Annotated in this window: 30 protein-coding genes; 16 read left to right on the plus strand and 14 right to left on the minus strand. The window is 69.1% G+C overall.

What is annotated here, in order from left to right:
- Positions 1-57: 57 nt before the first annotated feature.
- Both FHR72_RS12850 and FHR72_RS12855 read left to right on the plus strand, forming a co-directional pair.
- Positions 58-1,038 (plus strand): MOSC domain-containing protein, encoded by a 981-nt coding sequence (locus tag FHR72_RS12850; protein WP_183468374.1) that lies wholly within the window; start codon positions 58-60, stop codon positions 1,036-1,038.
- A gap of 19 nt (positions 1,039-1,057) precedes the next feature.
- A complete protein-coding gene (locus FHR72_RS12855; RefSeq protein WP_183468376.1) occupies positions 1,058-1,507 on the plus strand; it encodes a GNAT family N-acetyltransferase in 450 nt (149 codons plus the stop codon).
- On the opposite strand, the gene FHR72_RS12860 is transcribed toward FHR72_RS12855, so the two are convergent.
- Positions 1,494-2,840 carry an aminotransferase-like domain-containing protein gene (locus tag FHR72_RS12860; RefSeq protein ID WP_183468378.1) on the minus strand — a complete coding sequence of 449 codons (1,347 nt, stop codon included), beginning with the start codon at positions 2,838-2,840 and terminating at the stop codon, positions 1,494-1,496. The two genes, FHR72_RS12855 and FHR72_RS12860, sit on opposite strands and share 14 nt — an antisense overlap.
- A gap of 153 nt (positions 2,841-2,993) precedes the next feature.
- Between FHR72_RS12860 and FHR72_RS12865 the strand changes: the two genes are divergently transcribed.
- Positions 2,994-3,392 (plus strand): PaaI family thioesterase, encoded by a 399-nt coding sequence (locus FHR72_RS12865; protein ID WP_183468491.1) that lies wholly within the window; start codon positions 2,994-2,996, stop codon positions 3,390-3,392.
- A gap of 21 nt (positions 3,393-3,413) precedes the next feature.
- Positions 3,414-3,725 (plus strand): GNAT family N-acetyltransferase, encoded by a 312-nt coding sequence (locus FHR72_RS12870; RefSeq protein WP_183468380.1) that lies wholly within the window; start codon positions 3,414-3,416, stop codon positions 3,723-3,725.
- Here the strand turns inward: FHR72_RS12870 and FHR72_RS12875 are convergent.
- Entirely contained in the window at positions 3,722-4,489 is a 768-nt protein-coding gene (locus FHR72_RS12875) for a DUF427 domain-containing protein (RefSeq protein ID WP_183468382.1), read from the minus strand. The genes FHR72_RS12870 and FHR72_RS12875 overlap by 4 nt on opposite strands.
- A gap of 87 nt (positions 4,490-4,576) precedes the next feature.
- Between FHR72_RS12875 and FHR72_RS12880 the strand changes: the two genes are divergently transcribed.
- From FHR72_RS12880 to FHR72_RS12890, 3 genes are all read left to right on the plus strand, one after another.
- The gene (locus FHR72_RS12880; RefSeq protein WP_396888437.1) at positions 4,577-5,914 is read left to right on the plus strand and encodes a H(+)/Cl(-) exchange transporter ClcA; all 1,338 of its coding nucleotides are present in this window, start codon (positions 4,577-4,579) and stop codon (positions 5,912-5,914) included.
- 225 nt (positions 5,915-6,139) lie between these two features.
- Positions 6,140-6,487 carry a CD225/dispanin family protein gene (locus tag FHR72_RS12885; protein ID WP_183468384.1) on the plus strand — a complete coding sequence of 116 codons (348 nt, stop codon included), beginning with the start codon at positions 6,140-6,142 and terminating at the stop codon, positions 6,485-6,487.
- A 5-nt stretch (positions 6,488-6,492) separates the two neighbouring features.
- Positions 6,493-6,915: a DUF2752 domain-containing protein gene (locus FHR72_RS12890; RefSeq protein ID WP_221193412.1), complete on the plus strand. Its 423-nt coding sequence runs from the start codon at positions 6,493-6,495 to the stop codon at positions 6,913-6,915.
- A gap of 85 nt (positions 6,916-7,000) precedes the next feature.
- On the opposite strand, the gene FHR72_RS12895 is transcribed toward FHR72_RS12890, so the two are convergent.
- Positions 7,001-7,156: a hypothetical protein gene (locus tag FHR72_RS12895; protein ID WP_183468386.1), complete on the minus strand. Its 156-nt coding sequence runs from the start codon at positions 7,154-7,156 to the stop codon at positions 7,001-7,003.
- 78 nt (positions 7,157-7,234) lie between these two features.
- Between FHR72_RS12895 and FHR72_RS12900 the strand changes: the two genes are divergently transcribed.
- Positions 7,235-8,068 (plus strand): GNAT family N-acetyltransferase, encoded by an 834-nt coding sequence (locus FHR72_RS12900; RefSeq protein WP_311736130.1) that lies wholly within the window; start codon positions 7,235-7,237, stop codon positions 8,066-8,068.
- On the opposite strand, the gene FHR72_RS12905 is transcribed toward FHR72_RS12900, so the two are convergent.
- Complete coding sequence (locus FHR72_RS12905) at positions 8,065-8,481, minus strand: hypothetical protein (RefSeq protein ID WP_183468388.1); 417 nt, start codon at positions 8,479-8,481, stop codon at positions 8,065-8,067. The two genes, FHR72_RS12900 and FHR72_RS12905, sit on opposite strands and share 4 nt — an antisense overlap.
- Positions 8,482-8,680: 199 nt before the next feature.
- Between FHR72_RS12905 and FHR72_RS12910 the strand changes: the two genes are divergently transcribed.
- Positions 8,681-10,042, plus strand: a complete 1,362-nt coding sequence (locus FHR72_RS12910; RefSeq protein ID WP_183468390.1) for an acetamidase/formamidase family protein — start codon at positions 8,681-8,683, stop codon at positions 10,040-10,042.
- On the opposite strand, the gene FHR72_RS12915 is transcribed toward FHR72_RS12910, so the two are convergent.
- On the minus strand, positions 10,015-10,893 hold the full coding sequence (locus FHR72_RS12915; protein ID WP_183468392.1) for a sigma-70 family RNA polymerase sigma factor: 879 nt from the start codon (positions 10,891-10,893) through the stop codon (positions 10,015-10,017). The genes FHR72_RS12910 and FHR72_RS12915 overlap by 28 nt on opposite strands.
- A gap of 118 nt (positions 10,894-11,011) precedes the next feature.
- Here FHR72_RS12915 and FHR72_RS12920 point away from each other — a divergent pair, with 118 nt between their 5' ends.
- Positions 11,012-11,368, plus strand: a complete 357-nt coding sequence (locus FHR72_RS12920; RefSeq protein ID WP_221193517.1) for a DoxX family protein — start codon at positions 11,012-11,014, stop codon at positions 11,366-11,368.
- A 15-nt stretch (positions 11,369-11,383) separates the two neighbouring features.
- Here the strand turns inward: FHR72_RS12920 and FHR72_RS12925 are convergent, their stop codons facing one another.
- A complete protein-coding gene (locus FHR72_RS12925; RefSeq protein WP_396888438.1) occupies positions 11,384-11,869 on the minus strand; it encodes an SRPBCC family protein in 486 nt (161 codons plus the stop codon).
- A gap of 403 nt (positions 11,870-12,272) precedes the next feature.
- Here FHR72_RS12925 and FHR72_RS12930 point away from each other — a divergent pair, with 403 nt between their 5' ends.
- Positions 12,273-13,058 (plus strand): TMEM165/GDT1 family protein, encoded by a 786-nt coding sequence (locus FHR72_RS12930; RefSeq protein WP_183468396.1) that lies wholly within the window; start codon positions 12,273-12,275, stop codon positions 13,056-13,058.
- Between the two features lie 15 nt (positions 13,059-13,073).
- On the opposite strand, the gene FHR72_RS12935 is transcribed toward FHR72_RS12930, so the two are convergent.
- The 4 genes from FHR72_RS12935 to FHR72_RS12950 form a co-directional block, all read right to left on the minus strand.
- Positions 13,074-13,322, minus strand: a complete 249-nt coding sequence (locus FHR72_RS12935; RefSeq protein WP_311736131.1) for a hypothetical protein — start codon at positions 13,320-13,322, stop codon at positions 13,074-13,076.
- Positions 13,323-13,522: 200 nt separating this feature from the next.
- Positions 13,523-14,854 (minus strand): MFS transporter, encoded by a 1,332-nt coding sequence (locus tag FHR72_RS12940; protein ID WP_183468503.1) that lies wholly within the window; start codon positions 14,852-14,854, stop codon positions 13,523-13,525.
- Positions 14,855-14,939: 85 nt separating this feature from the next.
- A complete protein-coding gene (locus tag FHR72_RS12945; RefSeq protein WP_183468398.1) occupies positions 14,940-15,236 on the minus strand; it encodes a hypothetical protein in 297 nt (98 codons plus the stop codon).
- Between the two features lie 162 nt (positions 15,237-15,398).
- Positions 15,399-15,746, minus strand: a complete 348-nt coding sequence (locus tag FHR72_RS12950; protein WP_183468400.1) for a DUF732 domain-containing protein — start codon at positions 15,744-15,746, stop codon at positions 15,399-15,401.
- A gap of 308 nt (positions 15,747-16,054) precedes the next feature.
- Between FHR72_RS12950 and FHR72_RS12955 the strand changes: the two genes are divergently transcribed.
- From FHR72_RS12955 to FHR72_RS12970, 4 genes are all read left to right on the plus strand, one after another.
- Entirely contained in the window at positions 16,055-16,393 is a 339-nt protein-coding gene (locus FHR72_RS12955) for an STAS domain-containing protein (protein WP_183468402.1), read from the plus strand.
- A gap of 94 nt (positions 16,394-16,487) precedes the next feature.
- Positions 16,488-16,727, plus strand: a complete 240-nt coding sequence (mbp1, locus tag FHR72_RS12960; protein WP_183468404.1) for a microaggregate-binding protein 1 — start codon at positions 16,488-16,490, stop codon at positions 16,725-16,727.
- 26 nt (positions 16,728-16,753) lie between these two features.
- Entirely contained in the window at positions 16,754-17,161 is a 408-nt protein-coding gene (locus FHR72_RS12965; protein ID WP_183468406.1) for an STAS domain-containing protein, read from the plus strand.
- A gap of 446 nt (positions 17,162-17,607) precedes the next feature.
- Positions 17,608-18,702, plus strand: a complete 1,095-nt coding sequence (locus FHR72_RS12970) for an MmpL3/TtfA transport complex stabilizer (RefSeq protein ID WP_183468408.1) — start codon at positions 17,608-17,610, stop codon at positions 18,700-18,702.
- Positions 18,703-18,712: 10 nt separating this feature from the next.
- Here FHR72_RS12970 and FHR72_RS12975 read toward each other — a convergent pair whose 3' ends face one another.
- Both FHR72_RS12975 and FHR72_RS12980 read right to left on the minus strand, forming a co-directional pair.
- Entirely contained in the window at positions 18,713-19,402 is a 690-nt protein-coding gene (locus tag FHR72_RS12975; protein WP_183468410.1) for a response regulator, read from the minus strand.
- Entirely contained in the window at positions 19,399-20,982 is a 1,584-nt protein-coding gene (locus FHR72_RS12980) for a sensor histidine kinase (RefSeq protein ID WP_183468412.1), read from the minus strand. Before FHR72_RS12980 ends, FHR72_RS12975 begins: the two co-directional genes overlap by 4 nt.
- A gap of 111 nt (positions 20,983-21,093) precedes the next feature.
- Here FHR72_RS12980 and FHR72_RS12985 point away from each other — a divergent pair, with 111 nt between their 5' ends.
- Positions 21,094-22,482, plus strand: coding sequence for a cation:dicarboxylate symporter family transporter (locus FHR72_RS12985; protein WP_183468413.1), 1,389 nt, complete (start codon positions 21,094-21,096; stop codon positions 22,480-22,482).
- 74 nt (positions 22,483-22,556) lie between these two features.
- On the opposite strand, the gene FHR72_RS12990 is transcribed toward FHR72_RS12985, so the two are convergent.
- Entirely contained in the window at positions 22,557-22,868 is a 312-nt protein-coding gene (locus FHR72_RS12990; RefSeq protein WP_183468415.1) for a hypothetical protein, read from the minus strand.
- Positions 22,869-22,948: 80 nt separating this feature from the next.
- Entirely contained in the window at positions 22,949-24,169 is a 1,221-nt protein-coding gene (locus FHR72_RS12995; protein WP_183468417.1) for a lipid-transfer protein, read from the minus strand.
- Between the last annotated feature and the right edge of the window lie 143 nt (positions 24,170-24,312).

A 24,312-nucleotide genomic window follows, 5' to 3' on the forward strand; every position in this document is an offset into this window, starting at 1 on the left:
ATGGCCTCGGGACCCGAACACGGGACCGGAACGCCGTCGAGCGGAGGCTGAAGTCCGATGACCGTCGTGGAGCTCTGGCGTTTTCCGGTGAAGTCGATGGGGGGTACGCGCGTCGACCGGCTGCGCATCGACCGGCGCGGCGCGCACGCCGACCGCCTGTGGGCAGTGCGTGACGTGGAGAAGGGCGTCACGGCGTCCGCCCGGAGGATTCCCGTCCTGCTGCAGTGCTCGGCCCGCTATGCGGCCGAACCGGGGGAGGACGCCGGACCCGGCAACGTCCCGGCAGTCGTCATCACCCTGCCCGACGGCCGGGAGTTCGACGGCGAGGACCCTGCCGCGGGCACCGCACTCGGCGAGCTGGTGGGCCGCGAGGTCCGGCTGGTGGCCCTGCCGACGCCGAAGGACACCAGCGCGCACCGCATGTCGCTGCAGACGTCGCTGGCGAACTTCTCCGCCGGCCAGGTGCGCAGCGATTTCGGCCTCGCAGACGGCGAGGACCTGCCCGACACCTCGGTCTTCTCGACGCGTCAAATGGTCACTCTCGCACGCTATTCGACGCCGCCCGGTACGTTCGTCGACCTCAGCCCCGTGCACGTGCTCAGCACCGCGAGTCTGCGCAACCTGTCCGTCGACGGCTCGCCCTACGACGTGCGGCGCTTCCGGCCCAACGTGCTGGTCGACATCCCGGCCGCCGAGGACTTTCCGGAGTCGGCCTGGGTCGGGGGCCAGGTGCGCCTGGGCTCCGTCGTGCTGGCGGTGACGAATCCGACGATCAGGTGCGTGGTGCCGACCCGGCCGCAACCGGAGATCGACCTCGACACCTCGCTGACCCGCCGGCTGGCCGAGCGGACCGATCGCTTCCTCGGCATCTACGCCGACGTCGCGACACCGGGGACGGTACAGGTGGGTGACGAGGTCAGCGCACGCCCGCCGTCGCCGCCCAGTGCCGTCGAACGTGCAGCCACCGCGGCCGGCAAGTCGGCCACCCGAGGCCTGCAGCGACTGTTGGAGGCGACCGTCCTCCGGAAGAAGCCCTGACCAAAGCCGCTGTCTTCTCATGAATTCCATCCGCGTCGCGACCGACGCCGATGTCGCCGACATCGAGCGCATCGTCGCCGAAGCCTACGCGCCGTACATCGCGCGCATCGGTCGCGCGCCGGCGCCCATGGGTGTCGACTACCGCCGCCTCGTGCACGAGACCCGCGACGTCCACATCCTGACCGTGAACGGGGAGAGGGTGGGGGTGCTGGTCTGCGTGGTCGAGGCGGACCATGTCTTCGTCGACAGCGTGGCCGTCGCCGCCGGTCACCAGGGTCGCGGCTACGGCAAGGTGCTGCTGGCCCACGCCGAGCAGCGGGCTCGCGACTGCGGGCTCCGGCAGGTGCGCCTCTACACCAACGCCGCGATGACAGAGAATCTCGAGCTCTACCCACACCTCGGGTACACGGAGGTCGACCGCCGCGTCGATGAAGGATTCCACCGGGTCTTCTTCGTCAAGACGGTCTAGCGGCCGGCATGTGTTGTCGTATGCGCGAAGCGATTTCACGCAGCGCGAGGATGAGGTCGGCACGCTCGGGTGTCGCGAGTGCGAGTCGTAGCGCGTTCGGAATGCGCTTCGTCGTGGCGAACGCATCAGCCGTCGTCACCAGGATCCCGGCCTCGGCGAGATCCCGGGCGATGACATCGTGGCGTGCCTCGTCGGGGAGCGTCAGCCAGCCGAGGTAGGACGCGGGGTGCGCGTGGTACTGCAGACCGGCCAGTTCGGTCGTGGCGAGTCGCTGCCGTTCCCCGGCATCCTCCCGCCGGGAACTCTCGAGTCGTTCGGCGGTACCGTCGGTCAGCCACCTGGTGGCCAGCGCGACGGCGAGGGTCGAGGTACCCCAGCTCGACGCACGCAGGGACCGGATCAATGTGTCCCGCAACCTCGTCGGTGCGACCACATAGCCGAACCGGATGCCCGGGGCCATGCTCTTGGAGACCGATCCGACGTAGAACGTCCGCTCGGGCGCAAGGGCCTGTAGCGGGGTGTGCCCGGGTTCCAGGAAGGCGTACACCGCATCCTCGACGATCAGGACGTCGTGCCGGCGGGCCAGGGCGGCGAGCCGCCGGCGGTCCTCGTCGCCGAGGACGAAACCCAACGGGTTGTGCAGTGTCGGAGTGCAATACAGCACCGACACGGGTCGTCGGGCGCAGAGGCGTTCGAGATGGTCGAGGGCCATTCCCGCGGTGTCGGAGGGGACGGCCGCCAGCTCGAGCCGGCGCTGGGCGGCCACGAGTTTGACCCCCGGATAGGTGACAGCGTCCACCGCCACCACGGCCCCGGGCGCCGCGACCGCACCGAGGACGGTGTCCAGCCCCTGTTGGCCACCGGCGGTCAGCACCACGTTGTCGGGCGCCACGTCGATTCCGTGTCCGAGAAGGTATGTCGCGACGGCGGCCTGGCCGCGGGTCCGCCCGCCCGGCGGCTCCTGCATGAGCAGTGCGGACAGATCGCCCTCGGCGGCCAGCTCGCGCAGTGTGCGCCGGAGCTGGTCGCCCTGGTCCGGCGACAGCGGCTGATTGAACGACAGGTCGGCGACGCGCTCGACCGGTGTGTGCCGACGCATCTCGAGTCCGGCGTAGCCGCTGACGTCACGGACGTAGGTTCCACGGCCGGCCTCTCCGACGACCATGCCGGCCTCGGTGAGCGCGCGGTACACCTTCGTCGCGGTGGCGACCGCGATGCCGTGCTCCGTGGCCAGGGCTCGGTGCGTGGGCAGACGTGTCCCCGCAGGCAGCACCCCCGCGCGGATGCGGCCGGCGATGTCGTCGGCGACCTCGCTGTAGCGGGGGATGCGCACCGCCACCTCACTTGTCTGTAGGACAATTCCTTGATTGCACTATGCCAGCTTCTCTACGGTGCGACCATGAGCGAGCCCGCCACGGCGCTGCCGGTCCTGGACTTCCTGAAACACCGACTCACGGGCGCCCCACCTCCGGTCCCGCGCGTCCATTTGCGCTATCCGACGGCGATCTCCCAATCGCTGGGTTTCCGGATCGTCGCGGTCGACGCCGGAACCGCTTCGGTGGCAGTCGATGTCGACCCCGACCGGCACGGCAACCAGCAGGGCACCGTGCACGGCGGGTTCCTGGTCGAACTCGCCGACGCCGCGATCGGCACCGCCCACTCCACGCTGATGCAGGACGGGGAGTCGTTCACCAGCATCGACATCCGTGCGGCCTTCCTGCGCCCGGTCTGGGCCGACACGCTGACCGCTACGGCGCACGCCGTACACAGCGGCCGGACGATCACGCACTACAGCTGCGACGTGGTGCGTGCCGACGGGAAGGTGGCCGCGTCGGTGACCAGCACCGTCATGACGTTGCGTGGCGACGCGGCCAGGGGCCGTTGACGCGCGAATTATCGTGGACTGATGAGCTCCGAGACACCTCCCGACCGCACCGGCGCGGCAACGACCGTCACCCGAGAACCCGGCCGGTTCGTCATCGCCGTGGAGGGCCGCTCCGTGGGTCTCGCGGACTTTTACGATCGCGACGGGAAACGCGTCTTCCCGCACACCGAGGTGCAGCGCCAGTTCCAGGGACGCGGTCTGGCAACGATTCTCGTCGCCGAGGCGCTGCGCGAGACCCGGGCAGAAGGGCTGCGGATCGTCCCGACCTGCTGGATGGTCGCCGAATTCATCGACAAGCACCCCGAATACGCCGACATCACCGACCGCGGCTAGCCCAGGTGGGTGCGGGGCCGGGCCAGCTCGATCCCGTCGACGGTGATGTCGACCTTCTCGTTGTAGAACGCCACGAGGTTCGCGATGGCCGCAACCGCCGGCAGCGGCGTCTGGTAGGTCCACGCGAGGTCGGCATGGAGCGTGCCGCCCGCCCGCACCGACCAGTACGCCGAGGTGACGCCCTTGTACGGGCAGAGGGTCTGCGTGTCGCTGGGTTCCAGGAGCCCTGAGGCGATATCGGTGCGGTCGATGTAATACCTTGTCGGCAAACCGGTTTCGAAGAGAAGGACCGGACTGTGGGTGTCGGCGAGCGTCGCGCCGTCGAGGGTGACGGTGACGTGGCGGTGCGAGCGCAGCGCGTCGACCCGGGCATACGGGTTGCGCGGATGACCGTAGATGGGCTCGTCCTCCTCGAACCACGACAGCGCATTCCAGTCGAACTTCACCAGTCCCGCCACCGCGCCGTCGCCGGCGTCGAAGACACGCGCGGCCGAGGGCGCCGTGGCCCCGTCGACGACCACCGAGAACTTCCGCGACGGCCCGAACTGCACCCGCTGGGGGCGGCCGTCGTCGCGGAGCACGCCGGGCGCCACGTCGGCGAGCGGAACGTAGTACTGCGGGTAGTACGGAACCTCCCAGACATAGCGCGCCGACGTCGTGTCGAAGACCAGCTGGTCGCCGAGAAACCCACGCACGCGCCGCGGGGCGGGTTCGACGCGTCCGCGCGCCGCCGCCATCTGCGGATAATCCGCGGCGCCGGTCATGGACGGCCACCTCGACGGGGAACGCGCGCGTGGCTCATGGGCGACACTGTAGGCCCGCCCGTCCCGTGGTGAAGGAGAACGACGACGGTGCCTCTGCGCCCTCAGAACGACGGAGCGTCGCCGCGCGCCACCGTGGTGCTCCTGACGACGGCAATGCTGGCCGGGGCGGTCATCGGCGTCCTGGGTGCCGCGTTCCGCTGGTGCCTGCAGGCCGCCGAAGGGCTGCGCGGTGAGCTCGTCGACTGGGCCGAACGGCTGCCGGGGCCTGGCTGGCTGATACCCATTGCCGCGGTGGCTCTCTGCGCGACCGCCGCCGGACTGCTGGTGCGATGGGAACCGCAGGCGGTGGGCAGCGGCATCCCCCACGTGGAGGCCGTGTTCCTCGGGCAGGCCCGGCCGCCACGCCTGCAGGTGCTGCCGGCCAGGTTCGTCGGAGGTGTCCTGGCGATCGGTTCGGGAATGGTTCTCGGCCGGGAGGGGCCGACGGTGCACATGGGGGCCGCGGTCGGTGCCGAGGCGGCCCGGCGCACGGGCCTGAACACCGGGGACCGCCGGCTGATCCAGGCGGCCCTGGGCGGTGCAGGCCTGGCCGTCGCGTTCAACGCGCCGATCGCAGGGGTGCTCTTCACCGTCGAAGAGGTGACGAAGTCGCTGCGTCTCCGGACCGTGATGGCCACGGCGATCGCCGCGGTGACAGCAGTCCTGTGCGCTCGCGGGATACTCGGCAACCACCCCGATTTCGACGTGGAACCCGTCGTCGGACCCGCGCTGGCGTGGCTGCCACTGTTCGCCGTCTTCGGGGTGCTGACCGGTGTCCTGGGGTGCGCCTACAACGTGGTGGTGCTCTGGCTGGCCGACCACGTCGCCGCGGTCCCGAAGCTCCCGACGCCGGTGAAGGCGACCGTCATCGGGGCCGTGGTGGGGGCAGCGTTGTGGCTGGCGCCGTTGACGGTCGGCGACGGCGATGCGCTGACCCAGATGATTCTCAGCGGGGAGCACTTCGTGCTCGCGATCGCAGTGGGATTGCTTGCGGCACGGTTCATCACGGGACCGCTGAGCTATTCCGCCGCGGTGCCCGGTGGGCTGTTCGCGCCGCTGCTCGCCCTCGGCGCGCTGTGGGGGATCGTGTTCTCGACGTGCTTCGGCGCCCTGTGGCCGGACAACACCTCGTCGTTGGCGATCCCGTTGGCGCTGGTCGGCATGACGGCGTTCTTCGCCTCGACGGTGCGCGCCCCACTGACCGGCATCGCCATCGTCATGGAGATGACGGCGACGACATCGGTTGCGCTGCCGATGATCACGGCCACGGTGGCGGCGATCGTCACCGCGACCGTCCTGCGGTCCACGCCGATCTACGACAGCCTGCGCAACCGCATGCCCGTCGAGCCGGACGGCACCGGCGACACCGATCGCGAGGGTCGCTGAGTTCGTTGCTGGTTCACCGCGGCACCGGCTGCACCGGCGACCGGCGTCGGCTTCGACCGAGCCCGTCGGCACTGATCGACGCTGGTGGGCACCGCCGAAGTTCGACAGCAGAGTAATGGGGATCGACGACCTGGAGAACAGTGTCGATTTGCCACTTCTCGACTGATCTTGTCGGTTACCCTGGGCTCGCATTTTTGAGTTACCACTTGGCCTTGAGGAGTCGACATGACGCAACCGCCGCCTGGCAACTACCCCCCGCCGCCGCCCCCCGACGGAGGTGGCATGCCGCCCATGCAGCAGCCCTACGGCGCTGCCCCGAATTCCAACCTCGTGCTGGGCATCCTGACGACGATCTTCTGTTGTCTGCCATTCGGTGTCGTGTCGATCGTCAAGGCCGCGCAGGTGAACGGTCTGTGGAACCAGGGTCGCTACGCCGAGGCGCAGGCGTCTGCCGCGGCGGCCAAGAAGTGGGCGATCTGGAGCGCTGTGGCCGGGGTCGTCCTGGCGGTTCTCTACGGCATCCTCATCGCGTTGGGCGCCGTCAGCATGGACTTCGACACCTCGTCCTACTGATCGCGTTGCCGTCCGGGCACTCCGCACCCGCCCGCCTCGGCGGCCCACTGGCTGTGGGCGCCGCGGCGGCGGGTGTGTGTGCTGTCGTATGGCTCGCCGATCCGACGACACCGGGCGGATTCCTGCCCACGTGCCCGACGAAATTGCTTTTGGGCGTTGACTGTCCGGGCTGCGGCACGCTGCGGATGATCTACTCGCTGCTCCACGGCGACATCACGGCCGCGCTCCGCTTCAACGCCGTCGCGCTGGCGGCACTGGCTCTGCTGACCGTCGCGTTCGGCGTCTGGACCTTCAGCAGGGTGACCGGCCGCCCGATGGCGTCGTGGCAGCACCACCGTTGGGCGGCGCCGCTGGCCCTCGTCGTCGTCATCGTCTGGTTCGTCCTGCGGATACTGCCTTTCGAGCCGTTCACCGCGCTGCGGGTGTGAACGCGTCGTCGAGTTCTGCGCGAGGGCTGCGAAAGCTCGTCGGGAGCGACCGCTCTGCAGAAGTCGTGATATGCGGCCGAGGCGGTCAGTTCTCGTCGGGGATCTGCCGGTAGGTCTGCGAGCGGGCGGGCGCATTCGGGTCGTCGTCCTGGTGGTCCAGCTTGTCCTGCATGTCGCGCTGCTCCTCCGTGGGCTCCGTGGCGTCCTTCGGGGTGGCCGGCGGGGTGTCGTTCTGATCCACGGGTGAGCCTCCAAGCATCGGGTGGGTGGTCCGGAAAATGGGTTCTCCAATCGGCCCGGTGTGAAACACAATGCTCCGGTGACGAATCTCCCCGTGTTCTGTGGCACCGAACTGGCAGCGCGCATCGAGGCGGCCGAAGCCGACCTGATCGTCGCCGCGACCGAGGCGGCACGCAGTCGCGGCGCGTGGGGTGTGGCGCTGCCCCTGGCCGGGGGTTTCGCCTGCGCCGCGGCGCCCGGTTCGCCGATGAACAAGGTCGTCGGCCTGGGTTTCGGCGGGACACCCGACGCGGCCGCCCTGGACGAGGTGGAACGCACCTTCGCCGGTCTGGACGTACCCGTACAGGTGGAGCTGTCCAACCTCGCCGATCCCGAGGTGGCCCACGTCCTGACGGCGCGGGGCTACCGGCTGCTCGGTTTCGAGAACGTGCTCGGACACCCGCTGCCGGCCCACCGCGCGGCCGCTGACGGCGTGACGGTCCGGCGGTGCGGCCCCGCAGAACTCGACGCGTGGGCCGCTGCCGTCGTCGACGGCTTCGCCCATCCCGACGGTGTGGGTGTGGCGAGCCACGAGGATTTTCCCCGTGAGGTCGTCGACACCGCGGTGCGGGACTTCGAAAAGGCCGGAGCGGTGGCCTATCTCGCGCTGTGCGGGGAGACCGTCGCCGGCGGGGGGAGCATGCGGACGACCCACGGTGTCGCTCAGTTGACCGGCGCGGCCACGATTCCGGCCTTCCGGCGCCGGGGCGTACAGACCGCGCTGCTGACGGCGCGCCTCACCGAGGCGGCAGAGGCGGGGTGCGACATCGCCGTCGTCACGACCGCACCGGGTTCGACGTCGCAGAAGAACGTGCAGCGGTACGGCTTTCACCTTCTCTACACCCGCGCAGTGCTGGTCAAGGATTCCGACTAGCCCGACATCGGTGCGGCCCGGTCTGCTGTCGCACCCGACGAGAACAGCCACGCGGTGAGCCAGATCGTCGCGGCGACGATGACCAGCGATCCCGGAACATGCAGGTTGAGCGTCGCCCCCTCGCCGAGGCTGGCCTGGATGAAGGTGAACGCGAAGACGACGAACGCCAGGACCGCAGACCACCACCCGCGTCGGCGGGTGTAGGCCAGCCCGGCCAGCGCGACCATCAGCCCGCCCGTGGCGACGTGCAGCACGATCGCTGCGGTTCCGTGGACGTTCTCCAAGTCGCCGGCCTGGACGAGGGCCCCCGCGGTGCCGAAGAGTACGACGACGACAGCGACGGTGAGCAGGGCGAAGATCCGAGACGTCAGCAGAAACGGACGGGGGGACGGCTGCCGGCCGGTGTCGGGCATGACGGTCCTCTCAGGGCTGAGGTGGGAAGACGGCGCTCTTTGACTATCGCACCCGAGGTGAGCTGCAATGCGGGAACGGCCAATTCGGGCCGTCAGGTCGGTGAGCATCCGGAAACGGCGATTTAGCGTGGCCGTTTCGGGTCGGCAACGCCGGGCGGGAATTCCTCGCGGTATCCGTCCCCGTCGAAAGGTGCCCGCCATGACCGACCCCGCCCGCCACGCAGCGCACACCCTGCTCATGGGGCTCGGCAGAAGGGATTTCCTGCGGGCGGTGGCCGCGGTCGGCGCCGGGACGGGTGTGGTCGGCACCGCCGCCGCCTGCTCGTCGGGCGCGTCCGGACCGCCGCCCTCGCAGTCGTCGGCGGGGGCGGGTTTCTCCGTCCTGCAGCCCGGTCAGGGTGAGCCGAGCGGCGACCACTACCTCGAGTCGACCCCCGACGACGTGCTGTGGGGCTACGTCCCGACCGTGCATGCGACGCCGTCTCTGCGCATGCCGTCCGGTCAGACCGTGACCATCGACGCCGTGAGCCACGAGGGCATTCTCGAAGACCAGGGCCGCGACCCCGTCGGATACTTCGGCGCGCAGGGTGTCGCGGAAGCCGAGGTGCTGGAGGATGCGATCGCGATCGCGGCCGACTACACCAGGACCCCGAGGAATTTCGACAAGGACGGACCCCACGTGGTGACCGGGCCGGTGTTCGTCGAAGGGGCGCAGCCCGGCGATGTCCTCAAAATCGATATCCTGCAGGCGATTCCGCGTGTTCCGTACGGTGTCGTGTCGAGCCGCCACGGAAAGGGCGCGCTGGCCCGCACCGCCGACGGCGGGGCCCCGGCGGGTATCACGCTGGCTGAGGTGATGCCGCCCGTCGGCACCGACGGGCGCGCGGGCGCCGATCCTGTTCGCTATGGCAATGTCTCGACGTTCACGGCGGTGCAGGACGGCCACGGTGTCATGCCACTCGGCGACGCGTCGGTACGGTTTCCGCTGCGTCCGTTCATGGGCATGATGGGCGTCGCCTACTCACAGGACACCGACCTCACCGCCGCCACGGCCAATTCGATTCCGCCGACGGTGGGCGGGGGCAACATCGACATCCGGTTGCTCGCCGAGGGAGCCACCTTCTACCTCCCGGTGTTCGCCGAGGGAGCGTTGTTCTACGTCGGGGACCCGCACATGGCGATGGGCGACGGTGAGGTCGCCCTGACGGCGATGGAAGGGTCGCTGCGCGGCACCTATCGCCTCACGGTGTGCACGCCGGGTTCCGGTGATGCACCCTCGGTGGCCTACCGCTACCCCTTCGCCGAGACCGCCGACGCGTGGGTGCCCATCGGGCTGTCGGATCCGGACGGTTCGGTCGGCGGCCAGGGCAGTGACCTGGACGTCGCGATGAGACGCGCGGTGGTCAACGCGCTCGACTTCCTGGAAAGCGACCGGGGAATGGACCGTGCCACGGCCTACGCGTACCTGTCGGCCGCCGCCGACTTCTCGGTGTCGCAGGTGGTGGACCGGACCGTCGGTGTCCACGGACAGGTCTACAAGTCCCACTTCCCGAATCCCTGACCGGCAGGCGTCTCGTAGCGGTCGTCGGCGGACACCGCGCTGACGGTGATCCTCGTGACGACCCCGCCGCGGGTGTCGATGTCGAGGACTGCCCACGGCCGGCCGCCCGGCGCGAGGACGTAGGCGGCCCGCCCGTTCACCTGCATCGGCGTCGCGGTGCGGATCCGTGCGACGAAGTGACGCGTCTCCTCGGCGACGGCGGAGGCGCCGGACACCGTGGCGGCGGCGCCCGCGGGCAGCAGCGACGCGTCCGCCGTCCGCACGCAGTCGGGTGCCAGCAGCGACAGCAGCGCGGTGGTGTTCCCGTCGGCGGCCGCGCCGAGAAAGGCCGTCACGACCTCCTCGTGGCGGGCATCGCGCGGCGGCGCGGCGGGTGGGGTGGCCGGCTGGAGCCGGCGGCGGGCCCGGCTCGCGTGTTTCTTCGCGCCGTCGACGGTGGTGTCCAGGACCTCGGCGATCTCGCCGAACGGGACCGCGAACAGGTCGTGCAGGACGTAGGCCACCCGCTGCGGCGGCGTCAACGTCGTCAGCAGCACCATCAGTGCGCGCGACACGTCCTCGCGGCGCAGGAACGCCTCGTCGGCGGCGGCGTCGACGGTCTCGACCTCCGCCACGCGTCCGGCCGGTCCGGGCGCCTCCCGGCGTCGGCGCTCCCGGATCTGGTCCACGCACACGCGCGTCACGACGGTCGTCAGCCAGGCCGCCGGATCGTCGACGTCGGCCACCGACCGCGCCTGCACGCGCAGCCATGCGGTCTGGACGGCGTCCTCGGCGTCCTGCACCGTTCCGAGGATGCGGTGGGCGATCGAGAGCAGCCGCGGGCGGTTCTCCAGGAAGGACTCGGGCGTCATGGCGCTGTCACCTTTCGGGCCTGCGAAACGTCAGAGGGGTGAGAAGGAAACGAACCCCTGACGGCCGAGGAGGCGACATGCGGAGCATACCCACGGGGCGCCGGCGATGACGGGCCCTCTGGCGGCGGTCCTGGCCGCGACGACGGTGCTGTGCGCGGCAGCCAACCTCGCGGTCGCAGCCGCCGATCTGGCGAGGGCGCAGTTCGTCCTGGCGAACTCGGCCGAGGTCGGGGTCGCACCGCGGTGGATCCCGTACCTGGCGGCCCTGAAGCTGGCCGGGGGTGTCGGCCTGCTGCTCGGCTTCGTCCTCACCCCCTGGCTGGGTGTGGCCGCCGCCGCAGGGCTGGTCGCCTTCTTCACCGGGGCCGTCGCCGTGCACCTCCGAACGCGGGTGCTGCACAACATCGCGTTTCCCGCGGTTTACCTGCTGCTCGCGGTCGGCGCGCTGGTGTACTTTGCCGGTGTGTCCGTCTGACGCGGCTGCCCGGGGTCAGGCGGACGCGTCGTCCCCGGCGGCGCGGGCCAGCGACGCCAGCGACTTCGCGATGAAATCCTCGCCGAACGGTGGCAGCCCGCCGAGCTGATCGCGCGTCTGCTGGGGTGTCGCGCTCCAGTCGTAGGTCAGCGTCACGTCGGTTCCGCCGTCGGTCGGCGTCAGGTCGTAGCGCCATGACCAACCCATCGCGTCATGGCTGCCGGCGTCATCGAGACGGCCCGGCAGCCACGCGATCGCGCGGTCCTGCTCGAACACGGTGACCAGGTTGTGCATCACGTAGGGGCCGCCGATCCGTTCGAGGTACATGTTCACCGCGAAGACCTGTCCGGCCGCGGTGAGTTTCTCGGTGGTGACGGCGTCGCGCACCCAGTCCGTCGGCTCGGTCTCCTGATGCCGGCCGGGGTCGGCGAGGACGGCGAAGACGTCCGACGGGGGTGCGGCGATGGTGCGCGTGACGACGTAGCGATCTTGTGCGGGCACGATGGTCTCCTCCGGTCGCGGCGGGCTGCCGCGTCAGTCTGTCCGACAGGTATGACCGATCCTGCACCGGGAACTCATCACGGCGGACGTCGGGGCGACCGGCACAGGGTTTGGGTTCCCGAACTTTCCTGGTTGACTAGCCAAACTTATTGTCAGAGACGGGATTTCGTTGTCGCTGAGTTGCCAGCGTCGAGCCGTGGTGTGTACGGTGGGGGCAACGAAGGGGAGTAGCCCCCAATCGGCAATCGACATACTGGCCGCTACGGCGCAATCCGCGCGGCCCGGTTGCCCGAACCGGTCACGGACCGGTGGGCGAGACCTTCGGCCGTACAGACCATTCGGGCTGCCGGCCGGAGGTGCGTCCGCAATCTCCGAACGGCAGTCACAGACACGAGGAGTGCTGGTGCTCGCCGCCTTGCTGTTGAGCTTCGCCGTCATCTTCGTGGCGGAGCTGGGGGACAAGACCCAGCTCGTCGCGATGATGTTCGCGCTGCGGTACCGCTGGTGGGTGGTGCTGAGCGCGATCACCGTCGCCACGACCGCCGTCCACGTCCTGTCGGTCGCCATCGGTCACTACCTCGGCGCGGCGTTGCCGACCCACCTTCTCGGTCTGATCGCGGGGGCGATGTTCGTCTTCTTCGGGTTGTGGACCCTGCGCGGCGACAGCCTGTCCGCCGAAGAGGCGTCGCGCGCAGAGAAGGCCACGGCTCCAGCCTTTTTCGTGGTCACCTCGGCGTTCATCCTGGCCGAACTGGGCGACAAGACCATGCTCGCCACCGTCACGCTGGCAGCCGATCGCGACTGGCTCGGCGTGTGGATCGGATCGACGCTGGGCATGGTGGCCGCCGACGGACTCGCCATCATCGTCGGCGCCGTGGCCGGCAAGCACCTTCCCGAGCGCTTCATCCAGATCACCGCCGCCGCGCTGTTCCTGCTCTTCGGGGCCTACATGCTGCTGGAGAATGTGTTCTCGTCGCTGCCGGTCGTCGTCATCGGCGCGCTGTCCCTGGCCATCGTGCTGCTGCTCGGCGGCATCCTGCGGGCCCTGCCCGAACACCGGCGACCTGCGGTCCTGCGCCCGGGCGCGCCGGCGGAAGGTCCGGCTGAGGCGCCGGGTTCGGCTGACACTGCGGGTTCGGGGGCTGAGGCGGAGCCGGTGGACGAGAGTTCCCCGGCACGGGGGAGCTGACGGCCGCAGTCTGCCTCAGATCGCGACGACGGACCTGATCGCGATCTGGTCGGTTTCGCAGTGCCGGCACGTCAGCGGCCGCACCTTGAGGCGGACGTTCGCAATGCGCAACGCGCGCTGGCACATCGGGTACGGGCATCCGCACGACAGCGTGACCCACCACTGGGCGGGATGGGCGAGCGGACCGCAGAACTTGCGGCAGGTGCACTGGATCTCGGGCTCGAAATCCAGTTCCGCCAGCGACGGTTCGTACAGTGTGGTCACGGCCTCCAAGGCTAAAGTGATGGTCGAGACTTCCGCGGGAGGCGCGCGCGAACGAAGTGCGCGGGGTCGCGGACGGTTTCTCGCGCGGTCCTGCGGTCGGGGGCAGCAGAACGCGGGCCGAACGGCGTGATGCCCCAGGGTGAATGCCGGCTGTTCCGCCGGTGGCGACATGAAATCAGTTGGCGCCGGACACTATTGCGTCAACGCGCGCCACTGACGTGAGCACCTGCGTCTCCGGGCAGTCGGAGCGTCTCGATCAACGTGAGCGCCAGGAGCGCACCGAGGGCGAGGAACGTCCACGCGTAGGACGTCGACACCGTCAGAAGTAGCGCGGCGACCGCGATGCCGAGGCCCGCGCCGAGTTCCTGGACGGTGGCGTTGAGGGTGTTGGCGTGGGTGAGATCGTCGCCGTCGACGTCGGCGAACGCCAGGCTGTTGTACGCGGTGAAGCCGATCGAGCGCAGTGCGCCGCTCACATAGAGGATTGCCGCGATCGCCGCGACGGGCGTCTCGGGCTGCAGCGCCGCCAGGACAGCGAACCAGGCGACCGACAGCGCCGAGTTGACCGCCAGCACACGCTTGATGCCGAACCGGCGCATCAGCGGGGTCGTGACCGGCTTGATGGTCAGGTTGCCGAGGAACAGCGCGGACACCATCAGGCCCGCGGTGAAGGCCGACCACCCGAACTCGAGCTGGAACAGCAGTGGCAGCAGGAAGGGCACGGCGGTGATGACGAGGCGGTACAGCGATCCGCCGGAGACCGTGATGCGCAGGGTGCGCACCCGCAGCACCGCCAACCGCATCAGCGGCGTCGGCGTCCGGCGCAGGTGCCAGATCGCCGCCGCCAGCAGGCCGATCGCTGCGCCGACGCCGAGGCCGACCCTCAGCCAGTCGGTGCCGCTGACCCGGATGTGCTCGAGCGCGACGAGCGCGGCCGTGATCCCCGAACCCAGCAGCAGCAGCCCGCGCCAGTCGAACGGCGCCACCGCAGGTGCCGGGCCGCCGCGAATCAGCCTGGCGGCGAACAGTATTCCGAGAATCCCGATGGGGATGTTGACGAAGAAGATCCACCGCCAGGAACCCAGTGTGGCGGCGGCACCGCCCAGGGCGGGAGCGACCACGGGCGCGGTCAGCGCCGGCCACGTGAGCAACGCGATCGCCCGCACCAGATCGGCTTTCGCGCTGTACCGCAGAACGGCGAGTCTGCCGACGGGAACCATCATCGCGCCGCCGATCCCCTGCAGCACGCGCATCGCCACCAGCATGGGAAGTGAGGTGCTCACCGCGCATCCCACCGAGGCCACGGTGAACACCGCGATCGCCGCGATGAAGACCCTGCGGATGCCGACTCTGTCCGCGATCCAGCCACTGGCGGGGATGAGCACCGCGACGGTGAGCAGATAGGCCGAGATGGCGACGTTGACGTCGACGGCCGAGACCCCGAGATCGGCGGCGATGGCCGGGATGGCCGGTGCGATGATCGTGGCGTCCAGGATTTCCATGAACAGCGCCCCCGCCACCAGCAGTGCCATGCCCCTGGGGAAGGACGGCGGTGGCGCTGCGGGCATGGGACCTAAACCTAGACGGCCGCCCGTCGGGGCGGCCGTCCGGCTCGTCTCAGTTCGAGCAGTTAAGGGACACAGCCACTTTCTGCTTGGGCACGACGGTGAAGACATTGAAGTCGTCGTCGTCGTTGAGGGTGAACGGCAGCGGCGCACCCGGCAGGTTGCGGACGCCGGCCACAGTGCATTCGCTCAGCGGCGCGTTGCCCACGCGGCTGATCCGCACGTCGAATCCCTGTGCCTGCAAACGGTTGATCGTGGCCGACGCGGACTCCGCCTGCGCCTGGGCCGGGGCCGCGAAGGCCAGCAGCGCACCGAGGGGCAGGATGCTCGCGGCGAGGAACTTCTTCATGGTGTCTCTCCTGGATCGCCTGCGGCCGTGGTGACCGCTACTGAGTGAGTGAAACCATCGTCACGAATCAGCTAATCCCGCGCTTGGAGCTTGCGTGGAGAAATGGTGGAGAAATGCGAGATTCTCGGGACCGGTGGGCCGAGAAGCGCAATTGGGCAGCGGTCAGCCGGCGACCACGGCGTTGTACACCGGGCAGTAGGCGTTCACGGCGCCCACCATGAGGCGCGTCGCCTGCTCGCCGTTCACACCCTCGTCGAGCAACGAGGTGACGATGTCGTTGCGGATCCGGGCGGGGTCGACGTGGTTGGCGCTGCCCTCGCTCACCACGTCGCACACGTTGTTCCCCGCCTCGATGGCCTCGTCGGGGGTTTGGAAATCGAGCCCGAGCTCGGCCACGACAGCCAGGAACGCCGCGTCGGCGTCGGTGGCGTGGGCGAGCGGCGCCGCGGCGACGAGCGCGACCGCGGCGCACCCGGTCGCGAGGAGCCGACCGGCGGTGGGGACGCGCATGGAGCCTCCTGTGGGATGTCTGTGCGGATGGTAGCCCCGGGCGGCCGCGGAACCGGGGATTTGCGCGGCCGGTGCGCCGGATTATCGTCGCCGCACGTCGGGGTCGCGAACCGCGCTACCGCGGCACCGGGCGCGCGTTGCCGGACCTGCCGGCGGCCTCCCCGGCGGCGGTCTGATTCACCGCAGCCGGGGGACTTCGATAACCTGTATCCGGTTGTCGCATGGTCGACACCGGGTTCAGACTGCAGCCTCCATGATGATCCGGCGACCCCGCTTGCCGGACGCACACAGGAGACGAGGCTTCGCACGTGCAGCAATTCACCGAACACCAGGTCGATGGTGTCGTCGTCGTCGCAGCGGTCGGTGCCATCGACATGCTGACGGCGCCGCAGCTGCAGGAAGCCATCTCTGCGGCGGTGGACCGGCATCCGGCCGGCCTCGTCGTCGATCTGACCGAGGTGGATTTCCTCGGCTCGGCCGGCATGCAGGTCCTGATGGCCACGCAGAAGCATCTCGACGGTGGCACCCGCTTCGCGGTGGTCGCGGACGGCCCGGCGACCAGCCGCCCGTTGAAGATCACCGGCGTCACCGACTACGTGCAGCTCTTCTCGACATTGGACGTCGCCCTGCAGAACTTCGCCGCGTAGCCGCGTCCTCGGCGGTGTGACCCGCAAGGTTTCGCTTTTTGGCTAGCAGGGAACAGACGCTTCGCCGTGACCGGCCGAAGAAAGGAAGCGTCTCATGGGTGAGAACAACTCGGGTCCGCAGGAAGCCGTCAAGGGCGCCGTCGAAGGCGTCAAAGGCAAGGCCAAAGAGGTCATCGGTGTGGTCGCAGGCCGCGATGATCTCCAGCGCGAGGGCGAGGCGCAGCAGGACAAGGCCGACGCTCAGCGTGAGGCCGCGAAGAAGGAAGCCGAGGCCGAGAGCGCGCGCGCTGCGGCCAAGGCCAGCGAGCAGAGGCAGAAAGCAGAGCAGGCCTAGCACGTGCGCAGGTAAGTTGTCAGGTAATGGCACTCACCTCCATCCGCAGCAGGTCAGCTGATTGTCGACACTTCTCCATCGCGTCGACCTCGCTGACCGTTGCGTGCCGCACTGAGGGCCGTGGCGCCGACAGGCAGGTCACGGTCTCGGTGTGCGGTGAAGTGGACGCGGCCAACGCCAAACACTTCGCCCATACGGTGCGCGAAGCCGCGGACGGGGCGCCCGCCCTGGTCCTCGACCTCACCGAGGTCAATTTCCTGGCGTTCGACGGGGCGTCTGCGCTGTATGCCATCAGCGCCCACCTCGCACGCGAGGACGTCACCTGGTGTGTGGTTCCGAGCCCTGCGGTGTCTCGCGTGATCAAGCTCTGCGATCCCGAGGGCCTGATACCGCTGCAGGAGATCCCGTCCGTGCGCGGCGCAAAACCGGCCTGACGGCTCCTTTCCAGCGAACTGCCCGCGAGCGGTGCGGAGCGACCTCTGACGCGAAGCGGCCGCGTCAAGCGACGAATTCCGGATCTCTCGGCAATTTGCTGGAGTGTCGTCCTGTGATCTGTCCCTCACTTTCAGCACAAAGCTAAGAATTCTCTACGAGCGGGTTTCGATCACGAATTGCGTGGCTTCGCCGCGGTGATTTGCCGCCGCAGTTCACGGGCCATTTTTCAGTCGGCGTGGCAAGGTAACGACCTGATAACGAGCCCATTTCTAAGCGAGTCCTGAGAGCTTCTCAGCTTGTTTCGCCATCACGAGTTTTCAGAGTCTTTGACCTTGATTTCCCGTGGCTACACTCGGTTCAGATCGCGCTCGTCCACGGGCGCAATGCCGTAAACGGCCCAATCAAGAGCCCGGCACGCGTTTTGCCGGCGGAGGTACCACGAGCAATGGCTAACTTTCTGATGCCCAAGGGGCACGTGATGCACAACGGACGACGCAACGAACAGGTTGACTCCCCGACGGTCGATGAGCCGCTGGAGAACGCCGGCAGGACCGACGTCGTGCTGGAGCGCCGGGTGGCGGTCTCGCGCGGCCCGGTCGGCGACATCGCCGCCGGCAGCGGCGGTGTGGTGATGGCCAACGCCGGGAACGACAGCGTGTCGGTGCTCGATCCGACCACGTTGGCGGTCGTCGACACCATCGCAGTCCACGGTGAGCCCCTGGCGGTCGCCGTCTCCAACGACCGCGCCTACGTCAGCGTGTCGGGCCCGAGCCACGACGCCGTCCTCGTCGCCGATCTGCACTCCGGAGCGGTGCTCGCGTCGTACCCGGTCGCGTTCGGTGTCACGGCACTGGCCGTGAGCCCCGACGGGAAGCGCGTCTACGCAGGCCGCGCCGCTCAGGACCGCGTCGACGTCGCCGTCATCGACGTCACCGCCGAGCGGGTGGGCACCATCGAGATCGGTCGCGGCCCCGCGGCGAACATCGACGCGCTGCGCGTCGATCCCCACGGCAAGCGTCTCTACCTCGGCGTCACCGACGAGGACGGAAGCCGCCTCATCGTGGTGGATGCCGAGACCTCGCGCGTGACCCGCGTGCTGCCCATCGGTTCGCCCATCCGGGACATCGCCCACGCCGGCGGTGCGGTCTACGTCCTGACCTCGGACCGCCTCGTCGGCGGCGCCGTGCAGGTGGTCGACCTGTCCACCATGAGGGTCACCGACAAGGTCAACCTCGGTGGGGCTCCCACCCAGCTGGTGATGAGCGCCGATCAGGCCCGCGCCTACATCGTCGACTACGACCGCGTCGCGGTGCTGTGCACGCTGAGCCTCGACGTCATCGACTCGCTGAAGGTCGACGCCCGCCCCTCGTGCGTGGCGCAGGGGGCCGGCGACGGTTCCCGGCTCTATGTCGCCGACTACGCCGGCGGCCTGAGCGTGTTCTCCGTCGAGTCCTCGATCGCGATGCTGTACTCCCAGTTCCTCGCGACCGATCCGCTCGCGCTGAACGCGCCCCGCACCCGGCAGCCCGTCACCGTCTGACCGCCGCGCGCTAACGCCACTGATATCGGGTCTTGGGCCTGCCGGCCTTGCCGTAATCGGTGTGACGGCGCACCGTGCCCTCGTCGGCGAGGCGCTCGAGATAGCGCCACGCCGTCACCCGTGACACCCCGACCTGCTTGGCGACCTCATCGGCGGTGACCCCGTCACTGGAATCACGGACCGCTCGGGCGATTTCGTCGTTGGTGCCGGGCGCCACCCCTTTCGGAGCCGCTGCGCGGCCGGGCCCCACCCGCAGTTCGGACAGGGCGCGGTCGACCTCGGCCTGACTGGCGGCGTCCGTGCCGGCCGGCAGCGCCTCGCGATAGCGGCGATAGCGTTCGAGCCGTTCCCGGAATGCGGCGAACGTGAACGGCTTCAGTAGATACGCCAGTGCGCCGTGCCCGACGGCCGCCCGCACCATCTCGAGGTCGCGCTCGGAAGTGATCGTGATGATGTCGGGCGCGGGTCGCAGCCCGGAGAGGGCCGACGCCAAGGTGATTCCGCTGGCATCGGGCAGGCCGATGTCGAGAAGCACGAGATCGATCGGATGATCGCCGGCCGCCGCCTCGGACGCCGCCCGCATGGCGTCACGGGCCGTATGCGCCACCGCGGCGACCGAAAAGCCCTCCAGACGGCCGAGATACGCCTGGTGCGCCTCGGCGATCAACGGCTCGTCCTCGACGATCAGCACGGTGATCACGGCGCAGCCACCGTCACGGTCACGACCGAACCGTACGACACGTCGGCGGTCAGCAGCCCGTGGTGTCGCTTCACGACCTGGGCCACCAGGGCCAGGCCTAGACCGTGTTGTTCGACGTCGGCGCCAGTCTTCGTCGAGTAGCCCCGCTGCATCGCCTTCTCGAAGGTGCCGGGGTCCATGCCCTCTCCGCTGTCGGCCACCCGGATCATCAGCCGCCCGTCGTGCTGGTTCACCGTGACCTCGACCCACGGGTTGTCGGGATCGCAGGCATCCATCGCGTTGTCGATGAGGTTGCCTGCGACCGTGACCAGCTCCGGCCCCGAGAGCAACAGGTCCTCGCTGTCGGCGGGCAACTCGGTGTCCTCGGTGACGGTCAGCTCGATGCCGCGTTCACCGGCCTGCGCGGATTTGCCCAGGAGCAGTGCCACCAGTGCCGGCTCGCGCACCGCCGCCGACAGCCGGTCGACCAGCTGCTGGGACAGTTCGAGTTCGGCGGTCGCGAACGCGACGGCCTGCTCGGCGCGCCCCATCTCGACCATCGTCACGATCGTGTGCAACGTGTTCGCCGCTTCGTGGGCCTGGGCCCGCAGCGAGTCGGTGAGCACCTTCAGCGAGTTCAATTCGCCCAGTGCGCCCTGCAATTCGGTGCGATCGCGGATTGTCACCACCTCCGACCCGTCGGAGTCCGGGCCGTCCTGGACGCGGGAGCGGTTGACCACCAGGACCCGGTCGTCGGTGACGTGGACTTCGTCGCGCGCGCCCGGGTTGTGGGTGCGCAGGAACTCGGGCAGATCGGCCTGGGCGATGCGGCCCTCGGGCAGGGACAGCAGCCTGCGCGCCTCGTCGTTGGCCAGCGCGACCCCGTCGCGGTCCAGCACGATCAGCCCCTCCGACACCGAGTGCAGGATCGCGTCGTGGTGGTCGTACATCACGCGCAGTTCGTCGGGGCGCAGCCCGCGGGTCTGGCGCAGCAGGCGGCGGCGGATGCCCCAGACGCCCAGCAGCGAAATAGCAAGGGCGCCAACGCCGACCGAGGCGATCACCGGCCACTGGGCGCGCCACCGGTCGGCCAGGCTCTGTTGCAGGATGCCGGCGGCGACCAGGCCGATGACCCGCCCGTCGGAGTCGTGCACCGGGGCCACGGCGCGGATCGACGGGCCCAGGGTCCCGGTGTAGACCTCGGTGAACGACTCTCCGCGCAGGGCGGGTTCGATGGTCCCGAGGTAGCTTCCGCCGATCTGCGTGGGGTCGGTGTGGGTGAACCGGGTGCGGTCCGGCGCCATGATCGTGATGAACGCGATGTCGGTGTTCCTGCGGACGAGTTCGGTGACGGGCTGCAGGATCTCGGTGGCGCGGCCCTCCTCGATCGCCTGGGCCGTCGACGGCGAGTCCGCCAGTGACGTGGCGATGCCGAGCACCTGTTCCTCGGCGGCGGCGTCGGCGTCGCGGCGGGCGTCGAGCAGCGCCAGGGCGCTGCCGACCACGACGATCAGCGCGATGACGAGCACCTGCAGCGCGATCGCCTGACCGGCCAGCGACCGCGGCCACCACGGTCGGCCGGCGGGTCGGCTCCGTCGCATCGGCGCGTGAACCTCCGTTGAACGAAATGAACTAATACGTGACCTGGCTCACGCTTTCCCAGAGCATCCTTTCAGACCGATTTACCGAGCAGCGTCTGGAGGACAGTCACGATGACGACCACGATGGACAGGCCGGCTGCAGAGCCGGCACCCGAGCCCCCGAAGAAGCGGGACCGCACCCACTGGCTCTACATCGCCGTCATCGTGGCGGTGGTGGCCGGTGTCGCGGTCGGCATCGCCGCCCCGGGAGTGGGCAAGAGCGTGGGCGTGCTGGGCACCATGTTCGTCGACCTGATCAAGATGATGATCGCCCCGGTCATCTTCTGCACGATCGTGCTCGGCATCGGCTCGGTGCGCAAAGCCGCGACCGTCGGCAAGGTCGGCGGGCTGGCGTTCGTGTACTTCCTCGCCATGTCGACCTTCGCACTGGCGATCGGCCTGGTGGTCGGAAACCTGCTTCACCCCGGCACCGGCCTGAACGTCACCGACACCGCGGGTAAGGGCGCCGAGCTGGCCGACAAGGCGCATGAGGCCGGCGGGCTGCTGGACTTCGTGCAGGGCATCATCCCGACCTCGCTGTTCTCCTCGCTGACCGAGGGCAGCGTGCTGCAGGCGCTGTTCATCGCGCTGCTCGTCGGGTTCGCGCTGCAGGGTCTCGGTTCGGCGGGGGAGCCAATCCTGCGCGGCATCGAGCACCTGCAGAAGCTCGTGTTCAAGGTGCTGGTGATGATCCTGTGGCTGGCGCCCATCGGCGCGTTCGGCGCGATCGCCAACGTGGTCGGACAGACCGGCTGGGCCGCGGTCGGTCAGCTGATGGCGTTGATGCTCGGCTTTTACCTGACCTGCGCGATCTTCGTGTTCGGTGTGTTGGGGTCCCTCCTGCGGGTGGTCTCGGGGGTGTCGATCTTCAAGCTGGTCCGCTACCTGGCCCGCGAGTACCTGCTGATCGTGTCGACCTCGTCGTCGGAGTCGGCGCTGCCCCGCCTGATCGCGAAGATGGAGCACCTCGGCGTCGACCGCACCACCGTCGGCGTGGTGGTCCCGACCGGCTACTCCTTCAACCTCGACGGCACCGCGATCTACCTGACGATGGCCTCGCTGTTCATCGCCGGCGCGCTCGGCGACCCGCTGTCGGTGCCGGAGCAGATCGGTCTGCTGGTGTTCATGATCGTGGCGTCCAAGGGAGCCGCGGGCGTCACCGGGGCCGGGCTGGCCACCCTCGCCGGCGGTCTGCAGGCCCACCGGCCCGACCTGCTCGACGGCGTGGGGTTGATCGTCGGCATCGACCGGTTCATGTCCGAGGCCCGCGCGCTGACCAACTTCTCGGGCAACGCGGTGGCCACCCTGCTGGTCGGGTCGTGGACGCACACCATCGACAAGGGCAAGGTGAACAACGTTCTGGCGGGCAACGATCCGTTCGACGAGCTGACGATGCTCGACTCGGATCACGGCTCGCGTGCCGACGAGCCGGCGCAGGCGAAAGCCCCTGCGACGGCGTAGGGCACGGGAAGGAAGGCCCGGTCGGCATTCGCCGGCCGGGCCTTTTCCTGCGCTCGGACCCCTGCGCTCCGGGATCAGCCAGTGCAGTCCAGAGAGACCGAGATCGTCTGCCGCGCAATAACGTTGACTGTATCGAGGTCGACATCGCCGTCGCGGTCACGTCCGATCACGGTGACCGGTTCGACGACCTGCTGTGGATTGCGGACCTCGGTGACGGTGCAGTCCTGCAGGGGAGCGCTGCCGATGCGGTCGATGTTGACGGTGTAGCCGGAGAGCTCCAGCTGATCGATGACGTCGAGCGGATTCTGTTGCTGGGCCGACGCCGGGACCGCCGGCGCGCACAGCACCGCCAGCACCGACACCGCGATTGTCCCTACCGTGCGCATGGTCGAACCTCCTGGTACCGCCCGACCTGTCCACTGTATCGCCGCAGCGCGTCGCGGTGTTTCGTGCGCGAGCCCCCGGGTCAGCGGTCGGCGCGCTGGTAGGCGGTGACGACGGCGGCCCCGCCCAGCCCGATGTTGTGCTGCAAGGCTGCGGTCACGCCCTCGACCTGACGCTTGTCCGCGGCGCCGCGCAGTTGCCACGTCAGCTCGCTGCACTGAGCCAGCCCCGTGGCCCCGAGCGGGTGGCCCTTCGAGATCAGACCGCCGGACGGGTTGACCACCCAGCGGCCGCCGTAGGTGGTGTCGTTGTTGTCGATCAGCTTCGGCGCCTCACCCTCGGCGCACAGCCCGAGGGCTTCGTAGAGCAGCAGCTCGTTGGCCGAGAAACAGTCGTGCAGCTCGATGACCTGGAAGTCCTGCGGGCCCAGCCCGGACTGGTCGTACACCTGCTGTGCGGCTTTGACATTCATGTCGTAGCCGATGATGTTGGCCGCACTGCCGTCGAACGTCGACGCGAAGTCGGTGGTCATCGCCTGCCCGACGATCTCCACGGCCTTGGCGGCCAGACCGTGCTTGGAGACGTAGTCCTCGCTGGCCAGCACCACCGCGGCCGAGCCGTCGGATGTCGGTGAGCACTGCAGCTTGGTCAGCGGATCGGAGATCATCTTGGCGCCCAGGATGTCGTCGAGGGTGTACTCGTCCTGGAACTGCGCATACGGGTTGTTCACCGAATGCTTGTGGTTCTTGTAGCCGATCTTGGCGAAATGCTCGGCGGTGGTGCCGTACTTCTTCATGTGCTCGCGACCGGCCGCGCCGAACATCCACGGCGCCACGGGGAACTGCATCGTGTCGATGTCGTTGAGCGCGAGGATGTGCCGCTTCATCGGCGACTCGCGGTCGTCGGCGCCGCCGCCGAGCGAACCGGGCTGCATCTTCTCGAAGCCCAGCGCCAGCACGCAGTCGGCGAGCCCGCCGCGGATCGCCTGGGCACCCAGGTACAGCGCCGTCGAGCCGGTCGAGCAGTTGTTGTTGACGTTGACGATCGGGATGCCCGTCATGCCGAGCTCGTAGAGCGCGCGCTGGCCCGACGTGGAGTCCCCGGAGCAGTAGCCGACGTAGCCCTGCTGGACCTCGGTGTAGTCGATTCCGGCGTCGGCGAGGGCGTTGGTGCCCGATTCGCGCGCCATGTCCGGGTAGTCCCAGCCCTCCCGGGCCGTCTCATGGTCCGCTCCGCGAGCTGCGCGTCCGCCCGGCTTCTCGAACTTCGTCATGCCTACGCCGATGACAAACACCCGGTTCATCTGTTCTGTCCCTTCGCTACGTTGCGGTCTCAGGAACGGTAGCGCGCACTAGCTGTACTGACCTGACATGTTAGGTACACGGCTGGCTGGTGGTTGACCGCCGAGTGCTGTGTGGCCGCGATGGAGATTGTAGGTGTGCAGCC

Source organism: Mycolicibacterium iranicum (assembly GCF_014190915.1).
GTDB lineage: Bacteria > Actinomycetota > Actinomycetes > Mycobacteriales > Mycobacteriaceae > Mycobacterium > Mycobacterium iranicum_B.

Excerpts from the sequence above, each read along its gene's own strand:
- FHR72_RS12970 (WP_183468408.1), top strand. The coding sequence starts at position 17,608 with ATGGCTAACTTTCTGATGCCCAAGGGGCACGTGATGCACAACGGACGA.
- FHR72_RS12915 (WP_183468392.1), bottom strand. The coding sequence starts at position 10,893 with ATGACGCCCGAGTCCTTCCTGGAGAACCGCCCGCGGCTGCTCTCGATC.
- FHR72_RS12910 (WP_183468390.1), top strand. The coding sequence starts at position 8,681 with ATGACCGACCCCGCCCGCCACGCAGCGCACACCCTGCTCATGGGGCTC.
- FHR72_RS12940 (WP_183468503.1), bottom strand. The coding sequence starts at position 14,854 with ATGGCACTGCTGGTGGCGGGGGCGCTGTTCATGGAAATCCTGGACGCC.
- mbp1 (WP_183468404.1), top strand. The coding sequence starts at position 16,488 with ATGGGTGAGAACAACTCGGGTCCGCAGGAAGCCGTCAAGGGCGCCGTC.
- FHR72_RS12905 (WP_183468388.1), bottom strand. The coding sequence starts at position 8,481 with ATGCCCGACACCGGCCGGCAGCCGTCCCCCCGTCCGTTTCTGCTGACG.
- FHR72_RS12870 (WP_183468380.1), top strand. The coding sequence starts at position 3,414 with ATGAGCTCCGAGACACCTCCCGACCGCACCGGCGCGGCAACGACCGTC.
- FHR72_RS12875 (WP_183468382.1), bottom strand. The coding sequence starts at position 4,489 with ATGACCGGCGCCGCGGATTATCCGCAGATGGCGGCGGCGCGCGGACGC.
- FHR72_RS12985 (WP_183468413.1), top strand. The coding sequence starts at position 21,094 with ATGACGACCACGATGGACAGGCCGGCTGCAGAGCCGGCACCCGAGCCC.
- FHR72_RS12965 (WP_183468406.1), top strand. The coding sequence starts at position 16,754 with ATGGCACTCACCTCCATCCGCAGCAGGTCAGCTGATTGTCGACACTTC.
- FHR72_RS12885 (WP_183468384.1), top strand. The coding sequence starts at position 6,140 with ATGACGCAACCGCCGCCTGGCAACTACCCCCCGCCGCCGCCCCCCGAC.
- FHR72_RS12980 (WP_183468412.1), bottom strand. The coding sequence starts at position 20,982 with ATGCGACGGAGCCGACCCGCCGGCCGACCGTGGTGGCCGCGGTCGCTG.
- FHR72_RS12850 (WP_183468374.1), top strand. The coding sequence starts at position 58 with ATGACCGTCGTGGAGCTCTGGCGTTTTCCGGTGAAGTCGATGGGGGGT.
- FHR72_RS12950 (WP_183468400.1), bottom strand. The coding sequence starts at position 15,746 with ATGCGCGTCCCCACCGCCGGTCGGCTCCTCGCGACCGGGTGCGCCGCG.
- FHR72_RS12945 (WP_183468398.1), bottom strand. The coding sequence starts at position 15,236 with ATGAAGAAGTTCCTCGCCGCGAGCATCCTGCCCCTCGGTGCGCTGCTG.
- FHR72_RS12855 (WP_183468376.1), top strand. The coding sequence starts at position 1,058 with ATGAATTCCATCCGCGTCGCGACCGACGCCGATGTCGCCGACATCGAG.
- FHR72_RS12995 (WP_183468417.1), bottom strand. The coding sequence starts at position 24,169 with ATGAACCGGGTGTTTGTCATCGGCGTAGGCATGACGAAGTTCGAGAAG.
- FHR72_RS12990 (WP_183468415.1), bottom strand. The coding sequence starts at position 22,868 with ATGCGCACGGTAGGGACAATCGCGGTGTCGGTGCTGGCGGTGCTGTGC.